Source organism: Massilia sp. 01N417, assembly GCF_056399645.1.
Genome location: NZ_JBFTRS010000019.1, coordinates 24789 through 41711, shown reverse-complemented (window position 1 = coordinate 41711; position 16923 = coordinate 24789). Strand labels below are relative to the sequence as shown.

Here is a 16923-nt window from a genome sequence, read left to right as displayed (position 1 = left end):
AGTGCGCGTGGCACTGCCCGGCAGGCGGAGCGCAGCCGCGCCCCGCCTTCGGCACTTACTTCTTGCCGGCGGTGGCTTTCCACTCTTTCAGGAAGGCCATGCGGATCGCCGGATCCAGGTATTCCGCGACGCTCGGGTTGACCGGCAGCGGCTTGATGTTCTTCTCGCCGACCATCTTGATCAGGTCGCTCGAAGTGGTTTCGCCGGTGACGTCGGCGCGGATCGCGTACAGCTTGGCGCCGTTGGCGACCACGGTCTGGCCGCGCTGCGACAGCAGGTAGTCGGTCCACAGCTTGGCGGCGTTCGGGTGCTTGGCCGACTTGTTGATGAAGTGGACGCGCGAAATCACCAGGGTGTAGTCCTTCGGCAGCACCACGCCCAGCGAAGGATCGGTCTTGGCGCGCACCAGGGCGTAGGAACCCAGCACGTTGTAGCCGATCAGGTTCTCGCCCGACGAGATACGCTCCAGCATGGTGCCGGTCGAGGATTGCACGCGCACCTTGGCGGTGCCGAAGGCCTGCTCCAGCTGCTTGAACTGCGGGAAGTCATGCTCGTCCTGGGTCATGAACATGAAGCCGACGCCGGACTTCTCGATGTCGTAGGTGGTGACCTTGTCCTGGAACTTCGGCTTGCTGATGAGGCTCACGAATTCGGCATGGGTATGCGGGACTTCCGCTTCGCTCACCAGGCGCTTGTTGTAGACGAAGGCGGCCGGCTCGAAGGTGGTGCCGTAGGCGGTGTCCTTCCACACGGCCCAGCCCGGGATCTTGGACGCTTCGACCGATTTGTACTGCATTGCGTAGCCGCCGGCGGCCAGCTTCATCTGCAGGTCCATCGCCGAGGACCACAGCACGTCGGCGGTGTCGCCGCCGGCCGCGTTCTCGGAGATGAAGCGGTTGTACACTTCGGTCGAGTTCATGTCGTTGTACTCGACCGAGATGCCCGGATACAGGGCATTGAAATCCTTGATCAGCGGAGCGGCGGCCTTGCTGTCGGTGGCGCCGTAGATCACCAGCTTGGCTTCCTTCTTGGCGCCGTCGACGATCTGCTGGTAGTTGGCGGGATAGCCGGCCGGCACCTGGGCCAGGGCCAGCGGAGCCGCCAGCATGGTTACGGCGGCGGCGATGAGGGTCTTCGTGAAATGCATGTCGTCTCCTTGATTTATTGGTCTGATCAGCGGACCAGGTTGAACTGCCTGGCCTGCCGGTTATAGTCGGCTACAGCCTGTTTGATATAGTTGCTCAGCGCATCGCCGGTCAGCGAGAAGGGATGCAGGCCGGCCTCGGCGCGCATCTTCGCGAATGCCGGGTCGGCCTCGATATGCTCGAAGGCGTGGACCCAGCGCCGGTAATCGGCCTCCGGCACGCCCGGCCCCATCCACAGGCCGCGGATGATGGGCCAGACCACGTCGTAGCCCTGCTCGCGCGCGGTCGGCACGTTGGCCAGCACGCCCGGCAGGCGATGGTCGGCCAGCACCGCCAGCACGCGTATCTTGCGCGGGTCGACGTACAGCGTGGCCTCGGAAGTGTCGCCCGAGATCACCTGCACGTAGTCGGCTTGCATGGCGGTAAACTCTTCGCCGCCGCCTTCCAGGGCGACGAAGCGCAGCTGCCTGGGGTCGACCCCGGCCTGGCGCGCCAGCAGCGCCATCTTGATCCAGTCCTGGCTGCCGATGGTGCCGGACATGCCGATCAGGACCTTGGCCGGGTCGCTCTTCAGGGCGTCGACCAGGTCGCCCAGCTTGTGGTAGGGCGAATCGGCGCGCACCGCGATCATGCCGTAGTCGGCGCCAAGGGCCGCGACCCAGCGGACGTCGCCCGCGGTGGCCTTGCCGAACTTGCCTTGCGCAAGGTTGAGCAGCGAGCCGCCCGAGAACGCGACCAGGGTGTCGGGTTCCGCGCGACGCTGGGATTCCATCGTGTGCCAGGCCACCGCGCCGATCCCTCCCGGCATATAGCTCAGCTTCAGCTTCGGTGCGTTCGGCCTCGCCTGCAGGGCTTTCTGGGCCAGCTTGCAGGTGATGTCCATGGCGCCGCCCGGCTTGGACGGCACCACGCATTCGGCATCGGCGGCAATTGCCGGGATGGCTGCCGCAGCCAAGGCGTTAACCAGGGCCGCGGCGATCAGGATTCTGAGTGTCTTCATGAATCGCATGATACTGGCGCGGATGGCCGGCGGCGATCAGAAGCGGTGCTGGATGCCGGCCGTGAAGCCGTTCTGGGTCGAACCGAAGCCCGGATCGTCGCGCGACAGGCCCACCAGCTGGCCATGGTCGGCCTTGGCGTGGGCGGCGACCATGTACAGGTCGGTACGCTTGGACAGCGCATACATCGCGCGCGCCACCAGCATGGTCGGATCGGCGTCCTTGGCGGCCGGCAGCTCCTTGGTGTTGACGTGGTAGACGGCGCCGGTCAGGGTCCAGGCCTGCACGTTGTAGGTGATGCCGCCCCAGTAGGTGTCGCCGCGCACGTCCGGGGTCGCGGCCTTGCCCGACTCCAGCTTGTAGCCGCGCATGCCGGCCACGTAGCGCCACTGGCCGGACTTGTAGTCGGCGCCCAGGTGGTAGGCGGTGGTCTTGTCGCGGTTGCCGGTGGCGACCACGGTGTTGCCGTTGACCTGCTCGTAGGACGCCATCACGCCAAAGCCGCCGCCGAACCAGGAACCGCCGACCGCGTACTTGCGCCCGTCCGCCTGGCTGCCCGCCTGCTCGCCCAGGCCGATCGTGGCGCCGTAGGTGAAGCCGCCGGTCTGGCCGGTGTACTTGATCAGGTTGTCGAAGGCGGTCGTCATGCCGTACTTCGACGGGCCGGTGGCGTTGCCGCTGGTGGCCCAGGAATAGTTGGGCGCGAAGCCGAGCGGGTCGAACTTGATCACCAGGTCATAGGTCGTGGTGAAGGAACGGCCGATCACGACGCGGCCGAAGCTGCCTTCCAGGCCGACGTTGGCCTGGCGCTTGAACAGGGTGCCATCCTGGGCGCCGGTATCCATCAGGACGCCGCCCTCCAGGTTGAACACGGCTTTCAGGCCGCCGCCCAGGTCTTCGGTGCCGCGGAAGCCCCAGCGCGAGGTGTTCTTGCCGCCCGAGACCACGCGGGTCATGCTGCCGCCGTTCGGCCCGGCATTGGTCACGTACTCGACGCCGGCGTCCATCAGGCCATAGACCTGGACGTTGGATTGGGCTTGGGCTTGGGTGTTCAGGGAAAGTGCTGCCAGGACGGCGAGCGCGAGGGCCGACTTCTTCATGGTGTCTCCGGTTGTAAAAATTCTTTTTTGTAACTACTTGTTGGAGCCAACTATATGCGGGCCCAGCTTTCAATCAGCTTTCAGTCGCCGAAAGCTGCTGAAAGCTGCTGAAAGCTGCCCACTATCCGCGGCCGGCGGTTTCCGCTTACACTAAAAAAATGCGAATCCTGTTAGTCGAAGACCACGTCGAGCTGTCCCATTGGGTATCCAAGGCGCTGCGCGATGCCAAACTCACCGTCGAATGCGCCACCACCGGCGCCGATGCCGACGCCCTGCTCCATACCCAGGACTACGCCCTGGTGATCCTGGACCTGACCCTGCCGAAGATGGACGGGCTGGAAGTGCTGCGCCGCCTGCGCGCCCGCGGCGGCCAGCGCGGACGCACGCCGGTCATGATCCTGACCGCGCGCGGCGGCCTGGAAGAACGGGTGCAAGGCCTGAACCTGGGCGCCGACGACTACCTGGCCAAGCCTTTCGAACTGGCCGAGCTGGAAGCGCGGGTCAAGGCCCTGCTGCGCCGCAGCGTCGGCAACGAAGCCCTGGTGCACCGCTGCGGGCAGCTCAGCTTCGATACCGTGGCGCGCATGTTCAGTTACTGCGGCGAGCCGCTGCAGCTGACCCCGCGCGAGCACGCGCTGCTGGAGACGCTGATCGCGCGCAGCGGCTGCGCGCTGTCGAAGGAAAAGCTGTTCGACGCCGTGTTCGCGCTCGACGACGACGCCAACCTCGACGCCATCGAGCTCTACATCCACCGCATCCGCAAGAAGCTCGACCGCCATCCGGAGGGCGGCGCCGCCATCGTCACCCTGCGCGGCATCGGCTACCTGCTGCAAGAGCGGCCGGCCTGAGCGATGCACGCCGCGCGGCTGCCTTCCCTGCTCCGCCGGCTGGCCGGCGCGGTCCGCCGTCCCGCCACGGCGGCCAAGCCGCTCGGCAGCCTGCGCAGCCAGCTGCTGCGCTGGCTGATCGTGCCGCTGGTGGCGCTGGTGGCGATCAACGCCGTTTCGCTCTACCGCGATGCCCTGGATGCCGCCGACATGGCCTACGACCGCTCGCTGCTGGCCTCGACGCGCGCGCTGGCCGAGCGGGTCTCGGTCCATGACGGCAAGGTGGTGGCCGACGTGCCCTACGTGGCGCTGGACAGCTTCGAGACCGATACCCTGGGCCGCATCTACTACCGGGTCGGCGGCCTGCACGGCGAGACCGTGTCCGGCTACGACGACCTGCCGCCGGTGCCGAAGAACGTGCCGCGTTCGGAACTGTATCCGGCCCTGGTGCGCTTCTACCACGCCGACTACAACGGCGAACCGCTGCGCATCGCCGCCCTGCTGCAGCCGGTGTACGACGATTCGATGCGCGGCATCGCCCTGATCCAGGTCGGCGAGACCCTCGACGCGCGCCGCGCGCTGTCGCGCCGCATCCTCCTGAACACCCTGCTGCGCCAGGCCCTGCTGGTGCTGGCGGTGGCGACGCTGGTGTGGTTCGCGGTGCGCCTGGTGCTGCAGCCGCTGATGCGCCTGAAGCAGGTGGTCGAGAATCGCGCGGTGTCCGACCTGTCGGACGTCGACGCCGCGCTGGTGCACCGCGAAGTGCGGCCGCTGGTGGCGGCGATGAACGGCACCATGGCGCGCATGCAGGGATTGATTGCCAGCCAGCGGCGCTTCATCGGCGATGCCTCGCACCAGCTGCGCACCCCGCTCACGGTGCTCAAGACCCAGGCCGAGCTGGCGCTGCGCGAAGACGATCCGGCCGCCCTGCGCGCGATCGTGCGCTCGATGGCGGCCACCACCGATTCCACGGTCCACCTGGCGAACCGCTTGCTGACCCTGGCCAGGCTCGAACACGGCAACGGCGGCGCCGACAACCGCCCGGTCTCGCTGGCGGCGCTGGCGCAGCAGGTCGGCCTCGAACTGGCCCTGCCGGCGGTGCAGAAGAACATCGACCTGGCGCTCGAAGCCGAAGACGAGGAAAGAACCACGGTGCAGGGCCAGGAACTGCTGTTGCACGAACTGCTGACCAACCTGGCCGACAATGCGATCCGCTACACGCCGCCGGGCGGCAGCGTGCTGCTGCGCGTACGTCGCGTGGCGGACGGCGTGCTGCTGGAAGTGCAGGACAGCGGCCCGGGCATCGACGAGGCCGAATACGACAAGGTCTTCATGCCCTTCTACCGCGCCCAGGCGGCGCTGGAAACCAATCCCGGCGGCACCGGACTGGGCCTGGCGATCGTGCGCGACATCGCCGGCCTGCATGGCGCCAGGCTGGCCATGCAGCGCGCCGACAGCGGCCGCGGCCTGAAAGTCTGCGTGCTGTTCGCCGCCACGCCGGCAATCACGCCTGTGGACGACCTTGTTCTAAGTTAAATGTTTGGCAAGGCATATTGCGCATAGCCAAGCATGCGAAACGGCAAAACTTGGTGGATTTGAGCGGGCACAAGCTTCCCTGAAGCACGGGCTTTTTGTGCAGTGCAGCGCGGGTAGAATGCGCGCATGGATACGACCCGTCACCTCTACCACGAGTACGGCGCCGCCGATGCGCTGTTCGACCAGATCGAGCAGGACCTGCTCGCCCTCACCACGGCCCCGCTCGAGGGCCGGGAGGAAGCGCCCCGCTGCGTCGACGAATTCGCCGACGACTTCTTCAGCTGCTGGAGCCGGCCCCCCAGTCATGCCGAGGGGCCGGGACTGACGCGCTGAGCCTTTCAGCCCAGGGTTTCGAGGCGGATGCGGACCACCTTGCCCACCACCGTCGACATCTGCTCGAATTTCTCGATCGCGGCATTGACGTATTTTTCGCGGGTCTGGTGGGTGATGATGACGATGTCGGTGCGGGCCTTCTCGCCCGGCTCCTTCTGCAGCACGGCGTCGATCGAGATGCCGGCTTCGGCCAGGATGCGGGTCAGGTCGGCCATCACGCCCAGCTGGTCCTGCACGTAGACGCGCAGGTAGTAGGCGGTGCGGATCTCTTCCATCGGCAGGATCGGCAGGTCGGCCAGCTCGCCCGGGTGGAAGGCCAGGTGCGGCACGCGCGAATACGGATCCGCGGTCGCCAGGCGGGTCACGTCGACCAGGTCGGCGATCACGGCGGAAGCGGTCGGCTCGGCGCCGGCGCCCTTGCCGTAGTAGAGCGTGGTGCCGACCGCGTCGGCCTTCACCAGCACCGCGTTCATCGCGCCTTCGACGTTGGCGATCAGGCGCGTCGACGGGATCAGGGTCGGGTGCACGCGCAGCTCGATGCCCTCGGCGCCGTCGACCACGGTGCGGCGGGTGATGCCGAGCAGCTTGATGCGGTAGCCCAGCTGTTCGGCGTAGCGGATGTCGACCGCCTGCAGCTGGCTGATGCCCTCGACGTGGCTGCCGGCGAACTGCATCGGAATGCCGAAGGCGATCGCGGCCATGATGGTCAGCTTGTGGGCCGCGTCGACGCCCTCGATGTCGAAGGTCGGGTCGGCTTCCGCATAGCCCAGCTCCTGGGCCTGCTTCAGCACGGTCTCGAAGTCCAGGCCCTTGTCGCGCATCTCGGACAGGATGAAGTTGGTGGTGCCGTTGATGATGCCGGCCACCGATTCGATGCGGTTGGCGGACAGGCCTTCGCGCAGGGCCTTGATGATCGGCACGCCGCCGGCCACGGCCGCCTCGAACGCCACCATCACGCCCTTGGCATGGGCGGCCTCGAAGATCTCGTTGCCGTGCATGGCCAGCAGGGCCTTGTTGGCGGTCACCACATGCTTGCCGTTGGCGATCGCCTGCAGCACCAGTTCGCGCGCCAGTTCATAGCCGCCGATCAGTTCGACGACGATGTCGATCTCGGGATTGTTGACGACCGCGAAGGGGTCGGCGACGACTTCCACGTCTTCGCCGACGATACGGCGGGCGCGCTCGAGATTGCGGGCGGCCACCATGGCCACTTCGATGCCGCGGCCTGCGCGGCGGCGGATTTCTTCCTGGTTACGCTGGAGCACGTGCCAGGTACCGGCGCCGACGGTGCCGATGCCTAACAAGCCTGCTTTGATGGGTTTCATATACTGTTCTATCTACTCTGTCGTTCTCAGCGCGCGTAGCGGCGCCGGTAGCCGTCGAGGAAGCGCGCAATGCGGCCGCACGCGTCGGTCAGGTCGTCGGAATTGGGCAGGAATACCAGCCGGAAGTGATCCGGGGCGATCCAGTTGAAGCCGGTGCCTTGCACCAGCAGGACTTTTTCCTCGGACAGCAGCTCGCAGATAAATTGCTGGTCGTCAGCGATCGGGTAGATCTTCGGGTCGAGGCGGGGGAACATGTACAGCGCCGCTTTTGGCTTGACGCAGGACACCCCGGGAATGTCGGTAAGGAGTTGGTGCGCGAGGTCGCGCTGGCGCGCCAGGCGGCCGCCGGGGGCCACCAGGTCGGCGATGCTCTGGTAGCCGCCGAGCGCGGTCTGGATCGCGTACTGGCCCGGCGCATTGGCGCACAGGCGCATCGAGGCCAGCATGTTCAGGCCTTCGATGTAATCCCTGGCATGGCGTTTTTCGCCGGACACCACCATCCAGCCGGCGCGGTAGCCGCAGGAACGGTAGTTCTTGGACAGGCCGTTCAGGGTCACGAACAGCACGTCGTCGGCCAGCGAGGCCAGCGAGACGTGTTCCTCGGCGTCGTAGAGGGTCTTGTCGTAGATCTCGTCGGCGTAGATGATCAGGCCGTGCTGGCGCGCCAGCTCGACGATTTCCAGCAGCACGTCGCGCGAATACAGCGCACCGGTCGGGTTGTTCGGGTTGATGACGACGATCGCGCGCGTGTTCGGCGTGATCTTCTTGCGCATGTCGGCAATGTCCGGCATCCAGCCGGCCTGCTCGTCGCAGATGTAGTGCACCGGGTTGCCGCCGGCCAGGCTGACCGCCGCCGTCCACAGCGGATAGTCGGGCGCCGGCACCAGCACTTCGTCGCCGCTGTTCAGCAGGCCCTGCATCGCCATCACGATCAGTTCGGAAGCGCCATTGCCCAGGTAGATGTCGTCGATCTTCACCCCGGTGATGTTCTTTTCCTGGGTGTAGTGCATGACGGCCTTGCGCGGCGCGAACATGCCCTTCGAGTCGGTATAGCCGGCCGCGCTCGGCATATTGCGGATCATGTCCTGCACGATCTCGTCCGGCGGATCGAAACCGAATACGGCCAGGTTACCGATGTTCAGCTTGATGATCTTGTGGCCGTCGTCCTCCATCTGGCGCGCCTTTTCCAGCGCGGGCCCGCGGATTTCGTAGCATACGTCATCCAGCTTGTTCGATTTCAGAATCGGTCGCAAAATATCACCCTGGCAATGTAGTTTGTTGCAATGCGAAAAATCCCATTCTGCCCAATAAGGAAGGATTAAGCAACCTCGCCGCTGGCGTAGTGGAAAAACCAATTACAATACGCGGCTTGCGCGCTCCCGCGCATCGATTGTTTTTATGGCACGCACACTCACGGCTTTCCCATGAAGCTACATTCCAGCAATACCGAAAAATACCAGACCGTTACCGGCTACGACCAATCCGGCGTCGAAATCAATGCCCAGCGCTACGACTACAGCGTGCTGGTGATGCCCGAGACGCCGCCGCGTCCCTGGAACGTGACCCGGTTCGAAGACCTCACCGCCGAACATTTCGAAGAGATCGCCGCCGACAAGCCCGACGTGGTCGTGCTGGGCACCGGCGAGCGCCAGCGTTTCGTGCATCCGCGCCTGATCGCCAGCCTGTCGAAGCAGCACGTGGGCGTGGAAAGCATGGACAGCCATGCCGCCTGCCGCACCTATAACATCCTGATGGGAGAAGGGCGCAAGGTGACGCTGGCGTTGATCATCGAATGAAAGAACTCCACAAGAACAAGACCCTCGTCTGGACCCTGTTCATCGCTTTCGCCGCCGTCCTGCTCGGCGTGCTGAGGGCGCGTACGCTGGTGCCACCCGATGAAGGGCGCTATGCCGAGATGGCGCGCGAGATGTTCGCCAGCGGCGACTGGATCACCACCCGCCTGAACGGCATCAAGTATTTCGAAAAGCCGCCGCTGCAGACCTGGATGAACGCCCTCACCTTCGAGCTCTTCGGGCTCGGCGACTGGCAGGCGCGTCTCTGGACCGGCCTGTGCGGCCTGCTCGGCGTCGGCCTGACCGGCTATGCCGGCATGCGCGTGTTCGGCGCCCGCATCGGCTTCTACGCCGCGCTGGTGCTGGGTTCCTCGCTCTACTGGGTGATCTGCAGCCAGGTCAATTCGGTCGACATGAGCCTGTCCGCCATGATGACGATCGCCCTGTGCGCCCTGCTGGTGGCCCAGCGCGACGACGCCACGCCGAGCGAGCAGCGCAACTGGATGCTGCTGTGCTGGGCCGGGATGGCCCTGTCGGTGCTGGCGAAGGGCCTGATCGGCCTCGTCCTGCCGGGCGGCGTGCTGGTGTTCTACACCCTGTTTTCGCGCGACTGGAAGATCTGGACCCGCCTGCACCCGGTCAAGGGCCTGCTGCTGTTCTTCCTGATCGCCGCGCCCTGGTTCGTGCTGGTCGGCCTGAAGAATCCGGAACAGCCGCACTTCTTCTTCATCCACGAGCACTTCGACCGCTTCCTGAAGAAGGAGCACCACCGCGAAGCCGCCTGGTACGTTTTCTTCGTCCTGCTGGCCGTGGGCAGCCTGCCCTGGATCGGCGTGCTGGTGCAGAGCCTGATCCTGGGCGCCAGGCGTCAACAGGAGCCGACCCGCTTCAAGCCGCGCCTGATGCTGCTGGTCTGGACCGCCTTCATCATCCTGTTCTTCACCAAGTCGAATTCCAAGCTGCCCGGCTACATCGTGCCGGTGTTCCCGGCGGTGGCCATGCTGGTGGCGATCTACCTGGACGTCGGCACCCGCCGCAGCCGCATGCTGACCGCCGGCCTGACCGCCCTGTTCGGCGCCGGCCTGCTCGGCTTCGTGCCCTTCATGCTGCGCCTGGCGCGCCATCCGGGCGAGGACGTGCTGTACGCGGCCTACCAGCCCTGGGTGCTGGCGGCCGGCCTGGTGCTGCTGATCGGCGGCGCCCTGTCGATGCTGTACGCGCGCCAGATGCAGCGCGACCTGACCGTGCTGGTGCTGGCGATCGCCGGTTTCGCCGGCACCCAGCTGCTGCTGGCGGGCTTCGAGCCGATCGGCAAGGTACGCGCCGGCACCAACCTGATGCCGGCCCTGGCGGCGGCCGGCGCCACCAATCCGGCCACCCGCGTCTATTCGGTCGGCCTCTACGAACAGTCGCTGACCTTCTACCTCAAGCGCACGGTGACCCTGGTCGACTACTGGGACGAATTCACCTTCGGCCTCGAACAGCAGCCGCAGCTCTCGATCCCGACCATCCCGGCCTTCGTACAGCAATGGCGTGCCGAGGCGGCGGCCGGTATCCGGAGCGTCGCCATCACCCGTCCCGAGATCGCCGCCGACCTGCAGCGCCAGGGCGTACCGCTGCGCATCGTCGCCGCCGATTCGCGCCGCACCGTGATCGCCAACTTCTGAACATGAACCTCACTACCTTCGCCTTCATCATTTCCGGCGTGCTGCTGAACGCCTGCGCCCAGGTGCTGCTCAAGGCCGGCACCAACGCCCTGGGCGGCGCCATCCACCTCACGGTGAGCAACGCCTTCGAGACCTTCATCCGGGTCGCGTCCCAGCTGCCGATCCTGGCCGGCCTGGCCTGCTACGCCCTCTCGCTGGTGGTGTGGATCATGGGCCTGTCGCGCACCGACGTGACCATCGCCTACCCGATGCTCTCGCTGGGCTATGTGGTGGCGGCGCTGGGGGCCTGGATGTTCCTGGGCGAGACCATCTCGCCGCAGCGCCTGCTGGCCATCGGCGTGATCATGGTCGGCGTCGCCCTGCTGGCGCGTTCCTGAGCATCGGCCGGCCCGGCCGGCTGATAGAATGACAACCGCATTTTTACCAATAACAATTCGATCGAGCTTCCCATGACTGCCGAGCTGCCCTTCCTGCCCTTTTCCCGGCCCACCATCGACGAGGACACCATCACCGCCGTCGGCGAGGTGCTGCGCTCCGGCTGGATCACCACCGGTCCCAAGAACCAGGCTTTCGAGGCCCTGCTGTCCGAGTATTTCGGCGGCCGTCCGGTACGCACCTTCAACTCCGGCACCTGCACCATGGAGATCGCGCTGCGCATCGCCGGCGTGGGCCCGGGCGACGAGGTGATCACCACCCCGATCTCCTGGCCGGCCACCGCCAACGTCATCATCGAAGTTGGCGCCACCCCGGTGTTCGCGGACATCGATCCGGTCACCCGCAACATCGACCTCGACAAGCTGGAAGCGGCGATCACCCCGCGTACCAGGGCCATCATCCCGGTCTACCTGTCCGGCCTGCCGGTCGACATGGACCGCATGTACGAGATCGCGAAAAAACATAATCTGCGCGTGGTCGAGGATGCCGCCCAGGCCATCGGCTCGCTGTGGAAGGGCAAGCGCATCGGCTCCTTCGGCGACTTCGTTTCCTTCAGCTTCCAGGCCAACAAGAACATCACCACCGGCGAAGGCGGCTGCCTGGTGCTGAACGATCTCGAGGAAGCGCGCCTGGCCGAGAAATACCGCCTGCAGGGCGTGACCCGCAGCGGCGTGGACGGCATCGACGTCGACGTCCTCGGCGGCAAGTACAACATGAGCGACATCATGGCCACCATCGGCCTGGGCCAGATGAAGAACCTGGACAAGCTGACCGCCCATCGCGCGGCGCTGGCCCGGCACTACTTCGACTGCTTCGGCGACGATTTCGAGGAAAAATACGGCGCCCAGCTGCCGGTCAAGGCCTTCGGCAGCAGCAACTGGCACCTGTTCCAGATCATCCTGCCGGACCACGGTCCGGGCACCCGCGCCGACTTCATGACGCGCATGCAGAAGGAACACAATATCGGCACCGGCTACCACTACGCGCCGATCCACCTGTTCACGATGTACCGCGAGCGCGGCTTCAAGGAAGGCATGTTCCCGGTATCCGAGAAGATCGGCCGCCTGACCGTGACCCTGCCGATGTTCAACGCCATGACCATCGCCGACGTCGAGCGCGCGGTGGCGGCCGTCAAATCGGTGCTGGCAAAATGACGGTGGCGGGCGTGAAACCGGAACTGTCGATCGTCATCCCGGTCTATAACGAGGAAGCCGGCCTGGCCAACCTGTTCGCGCGCCTGTACCCGGCGATGGACAAGCTGGGCCTGCCCTACGAGATCGTCTTCGTCAACGACGGCAGCCGCGACAACTCGGTGTCGATCCTGGCCGAGCAGTACCGCCAGCGTCCCGACGTGACCCGCGTGGTCCTCTTCAACGGCAACTACGGCCAGCACATGGCGATCCTGGCCGGCTTCGAGCAGACCCGCGGCGAGATCGTCATCACGCTCGACGCCGACCTGCAGAATCCGCCGGAAGAGATCCACAAGCTGGTGGCCAAGATGCGCGAGGGCTATGACTACGTCGGCTCGATCCGCCGCAAGCGCCAGGATTCGGCCTGGCGCACGGTGGCCTCGAAGATGATGAACCGCCTGCGCGAGAAGATCACCAACATCCACATCACCGACCAGGGCAACATGCTGCGCGCCTACGGCCGCAACGTGATCGACCTGGTCAACCAGTGCGCCGAAGTGAACACCTTCGTGCCGGCGCTGGCCTATAAATTCTCGCGCAAGCCGACCGAGATCGTGGTCGAGCACGAGGAGCGCGCGGCCGGCGAATCGAAGTATTCGCTGTACAGCCTGATCCGCCTGAACTTCGACCTGATGACTGGCTTCTCGCTGGTGCCGCTGCAGTTCTTCTCGATGCTGGGCATCACGATGTCGCTGCTGTCGGCGCTGCTGGTGGTGTTCCTGCTGGTCCGCCGCTTCGTCCTCGGCGCCGAAGCCGAAGGCGTGTTCACCCTGTTCGCGATCGCCTTCTTCTTCATGGGCGTGATCCTGTTCGGCATCGGCCTGGTGGGCGAATACGTCGGCCGGATCTACCAGCAGGTGCGTGCGCGGCCGCGGTATGTGGTGCAGACCATCCTGCAGGGCATGCCGGCCGGAGCCGAAGTCGAGGCGGCGGAGAAGCGGCAGTTGGTGCGCTGAATTCCTGGCGTTAGCTCCAGCATCGCCGTCATTCCCGCGAAGGCGGGGATGACGGTTCATCTGTTATCGGCGAATAGATACATAAACATATGACCCAAGCCCCCAAACGCGCAGTCGTCTTCGCCTACCACAACGTCGGCGTACGCTGCCTGAAAGTCCTGCTCGCCGGCGGCGTCGACGTCGCCCTGGTCGTCACCCACCAGGACAGCGCCACCGAGAACATCTGGTTCGAGTCCGTGCAATCGCTGTGCGAGATCGAAGGCATTCCCTTCATCACCCCGGACGATGCGAAGTCGCCGGCGCTGCTGGAGCGGGTGACAGCGGTGCAGCCGGACCTGATGTTCAGCTTCTACTACCGCCACATGCTGCCGCAGGCCATCCTCGATGTGGCGCCGGCCTACAATATGCACGGCTCGCTGCTGCCGGCCTACCGCGGCCGCGCGCCGACCAATTGGGCGGTGCTGCACGGCGCGCTCGAAACCGGCGCTTCGCTGCACGAGATGACCGTCAAGCCGGATGCCGGCGCCATCGTGTCCCAGCAAGCCGTGCCCATCCTGCCCGACGATACCGCCTTCGAGGTGTTCGGCAAGGTGACGGTGGCGGCCGAGCTGGCGCTCTACAATGTGCTCCCGCAGCTGCTGGCCGGGACCGCGCCGCGCACGCCCAACGATCTGACCAAGGGCGGCTACTTCGGCGGCCGCAAGCCGGAAGACGGCCGCATCGACTGGTCGCAGCCTGCCGGCCAGGTCTATAACCTGCACCGCGCGGTGGCCCCGCCCTACCCCGGCGCGTTCACGGACATCGGCCCGCGCCGCTACGTGATCGAGCGCGCCCGCCCCTACCGCGGCGACATCCAGGCCCTGGGTTTGCCGCCCGGGCTGGCGGTGGTGGATAATGCCATCCTCGGCGTCTGCGGCGACGGCCGCGCGATCGCCATCCACAGCCTGCTGGCCGACGGCCTGCGCATCTCGCCGGCCGAACTGAAGGCCCAACTGTCCGCCGAATAACGCATACCCACATACATCATGAAAAAAGTCCTCATCCTCGGCGTCAACGGCTTCATCGGCCACCACCTGTCCAAGCGCATCCTCGAGACCACCGACTGGGAAGTCTACGGCATGGACATGAGCACCGACCGCATCACGGAGCTGCTCGCGAATGAAGAATACAAGTCGCGCATGCACTTCTTCGAAGGCGACATCACGATCAACAAGGAATGGGTCGAGTACCACGTCAAGAAGTGCGACGTGATCCTGCCGCTGGTCGCCATCGCCACGCCGTCGACCTACGTCAAGCAGCCGCTCAAGGTCTTCGAGCTCGACTTCGAAGCCAACCTGCCGATCGTGCGCTCGGCCGCCAAGTACAACAAGCACCTGGTGTTCCCCTCGACCTCGGAAGTGTACGGCATGTGCCACGACGAGGAGTTCGATCCGGAGAACTCGGAGCTGGTCTACGGCCCGATCAACAAGCCGCGCTGGATCTACGCCTGCTCGAAACAGCTGATGGACCGCGTGATCTGGGGCTACGGCATGGAAGGTTTGAATTTCACCCTGTTCCGCCCCTTCAACTGGGTCGGCGCCGGCCTGGACTCGATCCACACGCCGAAGGAAGGCTCGTCGCGCGTGCTGACCCAGTTCTTCGGCCACATCGTGCGCGGCGAGACCATCTCGCTGGTCGACGGCGGCCACCAGAAGCGCGCCTTCACCTATATCGAYGACGGCATCGAGGCCCTCATGAAGATCATCGAGAACAAGGACGGCAAGGCCAGCGGCCAGATCTACAACATCGGCAACCCGGCCAACAATTATTCGATCCGCGACCTGGCCGGCATGATGCTCGAGCTGGCCGCCGARTAYCCGGAATACGCGGCCGGCGCGCAAAAGGTGCAGATCGTCGAGACCAGCTCGGGCGCCTACTACGGCGCCGGCTACCAGGACGTGCAGAACCGCGTGCCGAAGATCGAGAACACGATGCAGGACCTGGACTGGGCGCCGACCACCAMCATGGCGGACGCCCTGCGCGGCATCTTCGATGCCTACCGCGGCCAGGTCGGCGCCGCCCAGGCGCTGATGGACTAAGCGGCGGGGAATCGACTTGGCTCCTCTGCTCGTCCTCAAGATCGACGTCGACACCTACCGCGGCACCCTGGAAGGCGTGCCCCACCTGGTAGCCATGCTGGGCCGGCACGCCGCCGGCGCGACCTTCCTGTTCTCGCTGGGGCCCGACCATACCGGCTGGGCCATGCGGCGCGCCCTGCGTCCCGGCTTCTTCCAGAAGGTCTCGCGCACTTCGGTGGTCGAACACTACGGCTTCAAGACCCTGATGTACGGCGTGCTGCTGCCCGGTCCTGACATCGGCGTCAAGGGCGCGGCGGAGATGCGCGCCGCGCGCGATGCCGGCTTCGAATGCGGCATCCATACCTGGGACCACGTGCTGTGGCAGGACAATGTCCGCGCCAGGGATGCGCAGTGGACCGATCGCATGATGCAGAAGAGCGAGCAGCGCTACGCCCAGGTGTTCGGCGAGGCGCCGCATACCCATGGCGCGGCCGGCTGGCAGATGAACGTGCACGCTTTCAGGCGCCACGACGCCCAGGGCTATGCCTATGCCTCCGACGGCCGCGCCATGCTGCTCGAGAATGGCGCGCTGGCCGACCCGCAGGCCGGCCCCTACCGCTTCGCCGGCATGCGCCACATCCAGATGCCGACCACCCTGCCGACGCTGGACGAGCTGCTGGGACGCGAAGTGGACGGTGCCGAGCTGACGACGCAGAACATCGCCGCCCACATCCTCAAGCTGACGGCGGAAAACCGCCGCGATCACGTGTATACCCTGCACGCCGAGCTTGAAGGACAGAAACTCGCCCCCATCTTCGAGCAGCTGTTATCAGGTTGGAAAGCTCAAGGCTATCAGCTTGCCTCAATGGCCGACTATTATGAGAAGATAAAACATACCCCGCTGCCCGAATATCCAGTTCAGTGGGGAGAACTACCGGGCCGGTCAGGAGAGCTGATCGTCCTCGATACCAATACCTGAGCCGCGGCTTTCGCGCCGCGCTCATTGTTCCTGACAGGAGAACCCCGTGGCCGAAAGCCCATCCGCAACAGCTACCGAACCCTTGGCCAACTTCACTGCCGCCATGACCGGCGACCAGACCTTCGAGCTGCAGGGTCGCCCGGCAAAGTTCACGGTGCTGTATTTCTATCCAAAGGACAATACCCCCGGCTGCACGACGGAAGCCATGAACTTCCGCGACCACCACGACGAGATCACCGCGCTGGGCGCCGCCGTCTACGGCATCAGCCGCGATTCGCTGCGTTCCCACGAGAACTTCAAGGCCAAGCTCGGCCTGCCCTTCGAACTGATCTCCGACCCCGAAGAAGCGGTCTGCACGCAGTTCGATGTCATGAAGATGAAAAACATGTACGGTAAGAAGGTACGGGGGGTCGAGCGCAGTACGTTTGTCATTGACGCTAACGGCAAAGTGGTGAAAGAATGGCGTGGCGTGAAAGTCAATGATCACGTGGCGGAAGTGCTGGAATTCCTGAAGAGCCAGCCCCAGGAGCTCGAATAAGCTACTGCACGCTTCTTCAAGCGCCTGTCGACGGATGGCTCCGG

General features: G+C 65.3%; 17 protein-coding genes. 12 read left to right on the top strand and 5 right to left on the bottom strand.

The window, feature by feature from the left end:
* Positions 1–55 precede the first annotated feature (55 nt).
* The 3 genes from AC1DOQ_RS19425 to AC1DOQ_RS19415 are packed head-to-tail and all read right to left on the bottom strand — an operon-like array spanning position 56 to position 3243.
* The gene (locus tag AC1DOQ_RS19425) at positions 56–1147 is read right to left on the bottom strand and encodes an ABC transporter substrate-binding protein (RefSeq protein WP_477367913.1); all 1092 of its coding nucleotides are present in this window, start codon (positions 1145–1147) and stop codon (positions 56–58) included.
* Positions 1148–1173: 26 nt separating this feature from the next.
* Entirely contained in the window at positions 1174–2145 is a 972-nt protein-coding gene (locus AC1DOQ_RS19420) for a tripartite tricarboxylate transporter substrate binding protein (RefSeq protein ID WP_477367910.1), read from the bottom strand.
* Positions 2146–2181: 36 nt separating this feature from the next.
* Entirely contained in the window at positions 2182–3243 is a 1062-nt protein-coding gene (locus AC1DOQ_RS19415) for a porin (protein ID WP_477367907.1), read from the bottom strand.
* Between the two features lie 158 nt (positions 3244–3401).
* Between AC1DOQ_RS19415 and AC1DOQ_RS19410 the strand changes: the two genes are divergently transcribed.
* The 3 genes from AC1DOQ_RS19410 to AC1DOQ_RS19400 all read left to right on the top strand — a co-directional run bounded on the left by AC1DOQ_RS19410 (position 3402) and on the right by AC1DOQ_RS19400 (position 5939).
* Complete coding sequence (locus AC1DOQ_RS19410) at positions 3402–4091, top strand: response regulator (protein WP_477367904.1); 690 nt, start codon at positions 3402–3404, stop codon at positions 4089–4091.
* Positions 4092–4094: 3 nt separating this feature from the next.
* Positions 4095–5606 carry a sensor histidine kinase gene (locus AC1DOQ_RS19405; protein ID WP_477367902.1) on the top strand — a complete coding sequence of 504 codons (1512 nt, stop codon included), beginning with the start codon at positions 4095–4097 and terminating at the stop codon, positions 5604–5606.
* A gap of 126 nt (positions 5607–5732) precedes the next feature.
* The gene (locus AC1DOQ_RS19400) at positions 5733–5939 is read left to right on the top strand and encodes a hypothetical protein (protein ID WP_477367899.1); all 207 of its coding nucleotides are present in this window, start codon (positions 5733–5735) and stop codon (positions 5937–5939) included.
* A gap of 5 nt (positions 5940–5944) precedes the next feature.
* Here the strand turns inward: AC1DOQ_RS19400 and AC1DOQ_RS19395 are convergent, their stop codons facing one another.
* Positions 5945–7264 (bottom strand): homoserine dehydrogenase, encoded by a 1320-nt coding sequence (locus tag AC1DOQ_RS19395; protein WP_477367896.1) that lies wholly within the window; start codon positions 7262–7264, stop codon positions 5945–5947.
* A gap of 26 nt (positions 7265–7290) precedes the next feature.
* On the bottom strand, positions 7291–8517 hold the full coding sequence (locus AC1DOQ_RS19390; RefSeq protein WP_477367893.1) for a pyridoxal phosphate-dependent aminotransferase: 1227 nt from the start codon (positions 8515–8517) through the stop codon (positions 7291–7293).
* Positions 8518–8688: 171 nt separating this feature from the next.
* Here AC1DOQ_RS19390 and AC1DOQ_RS19385 point away from each other — a divergent pair, with 171 nt between their 5' ends.
* From AC1DOQ_RS19385 to AC1DOQ_RS19345, 9 genes are all read left to right on the top strand, one after another.
* The gene (locus AC1DOQ_RS19385) at positions 8689–9060 is read left to right on the top strand and encodes an Mth938-like domain-containing protein (RefSeq protein WP_477367890.1); all 372 of its coding nucleotides are present in this window, start codon (positions 8689–8691) and stop codon (positions 9058–9060) included.
* Positions 9057–10724: a glycosyltransferase family 39 protein gene (locus AC1DOQ_RS19380; RefSeq protein WP_477367887.1), complete on the top strand. Its 1668-nt coding sequence runs from the start codon at positions 9057–9059 to the stop codon at positions 10722–10724. The genes AC1DOQ_RS19385 and AC1DOQ_RS19380 overlap by 4 nt, the downstream gene beginning before the upstream one ends.
* A gap of 2 nt (positions 10725–10726) precedes the next feature.
* Positions 10727–11101: an EamA family transporter gene (locus AC1DOQ_RS19375; RefSeq protein ID WP_477367884.1), complete on the top strand. Its 375-nt coding sequence runs from the start codon at positions 10727–10729 to the stop codon at positions 11099–11101.
* A 72-nt stretch (positions 11102–11173) separates the two neighbouring features.
* On the top strand, positions 11174–12313 hold the full coding sequence (locus AC1DOQ_RS19370; protein WP_477367882.1) for a DegT/DnrJ/EryC1/StrS family aminotransferase: 1140 nt from the start codon (positions 11174–11176) through the stop codon (positions 12311–12313).
* Positions 12314–12324: 11 nt separating this feature from the next.
* On the top strand, positions 12325–13305 hold the full coding sequence (locus AC1DOQ_RS19365; protein ID WP_477367879.1) for a glycosyltransferase: 981 nt from the start codon (positions 12325–12327) through the stop codon (positions 13303–13305).
* An 89-nt stretch (positions 13306–13394) separates the two neighbouring features.
* Positions 13395–14312, top strand: coding sequence for a formyltransferase (locus tag AC1DOQ_RS19360; protein WP_477367877.1), 918 nt, complete (start codon positions 13395–13397; stop codon positions 14310–14312).
* An 18-nt stretch (positions 14313–14330) separates the two neighbouring features.
* A complete protein-coding gene (locus AC1DOQ_RS19355; protein ID WP_477367874.1) occupies positions 14331–15383 on the top strand; it encodes a bifunctional UDP-4-keto-pentose/UDP-xylose synthase in 1053 nt (350 codons plus the stop codon).
* Between the two features lie 16 nt (positions 15384–15399).
* Entirely contained in the window at positions 15400–16341 is a 942-nt protein-coding gene (locus tag AC1DOQ_RS19350; RefSeq protein WP_477367871.1) for a polysaccharide deacetylase family protein, read from the top strand.
* A 46-nt stretch (positions 16342–16387) separates the two neighbouring features.
* Positions 16388–16879 carry a peroxiredoxin gene (locus AC1DOQ_RS19345; protein ID WP_477367868.1) on the top strand — a complete coding sequence of 164 codons (492 nt, stop codon included), beginning with the start codon at positions 16388–16390 and terminating at the stop codon, positions 16877–16879.
* Positions 16880–16923 lie beyond the last annotated feature (44 nt).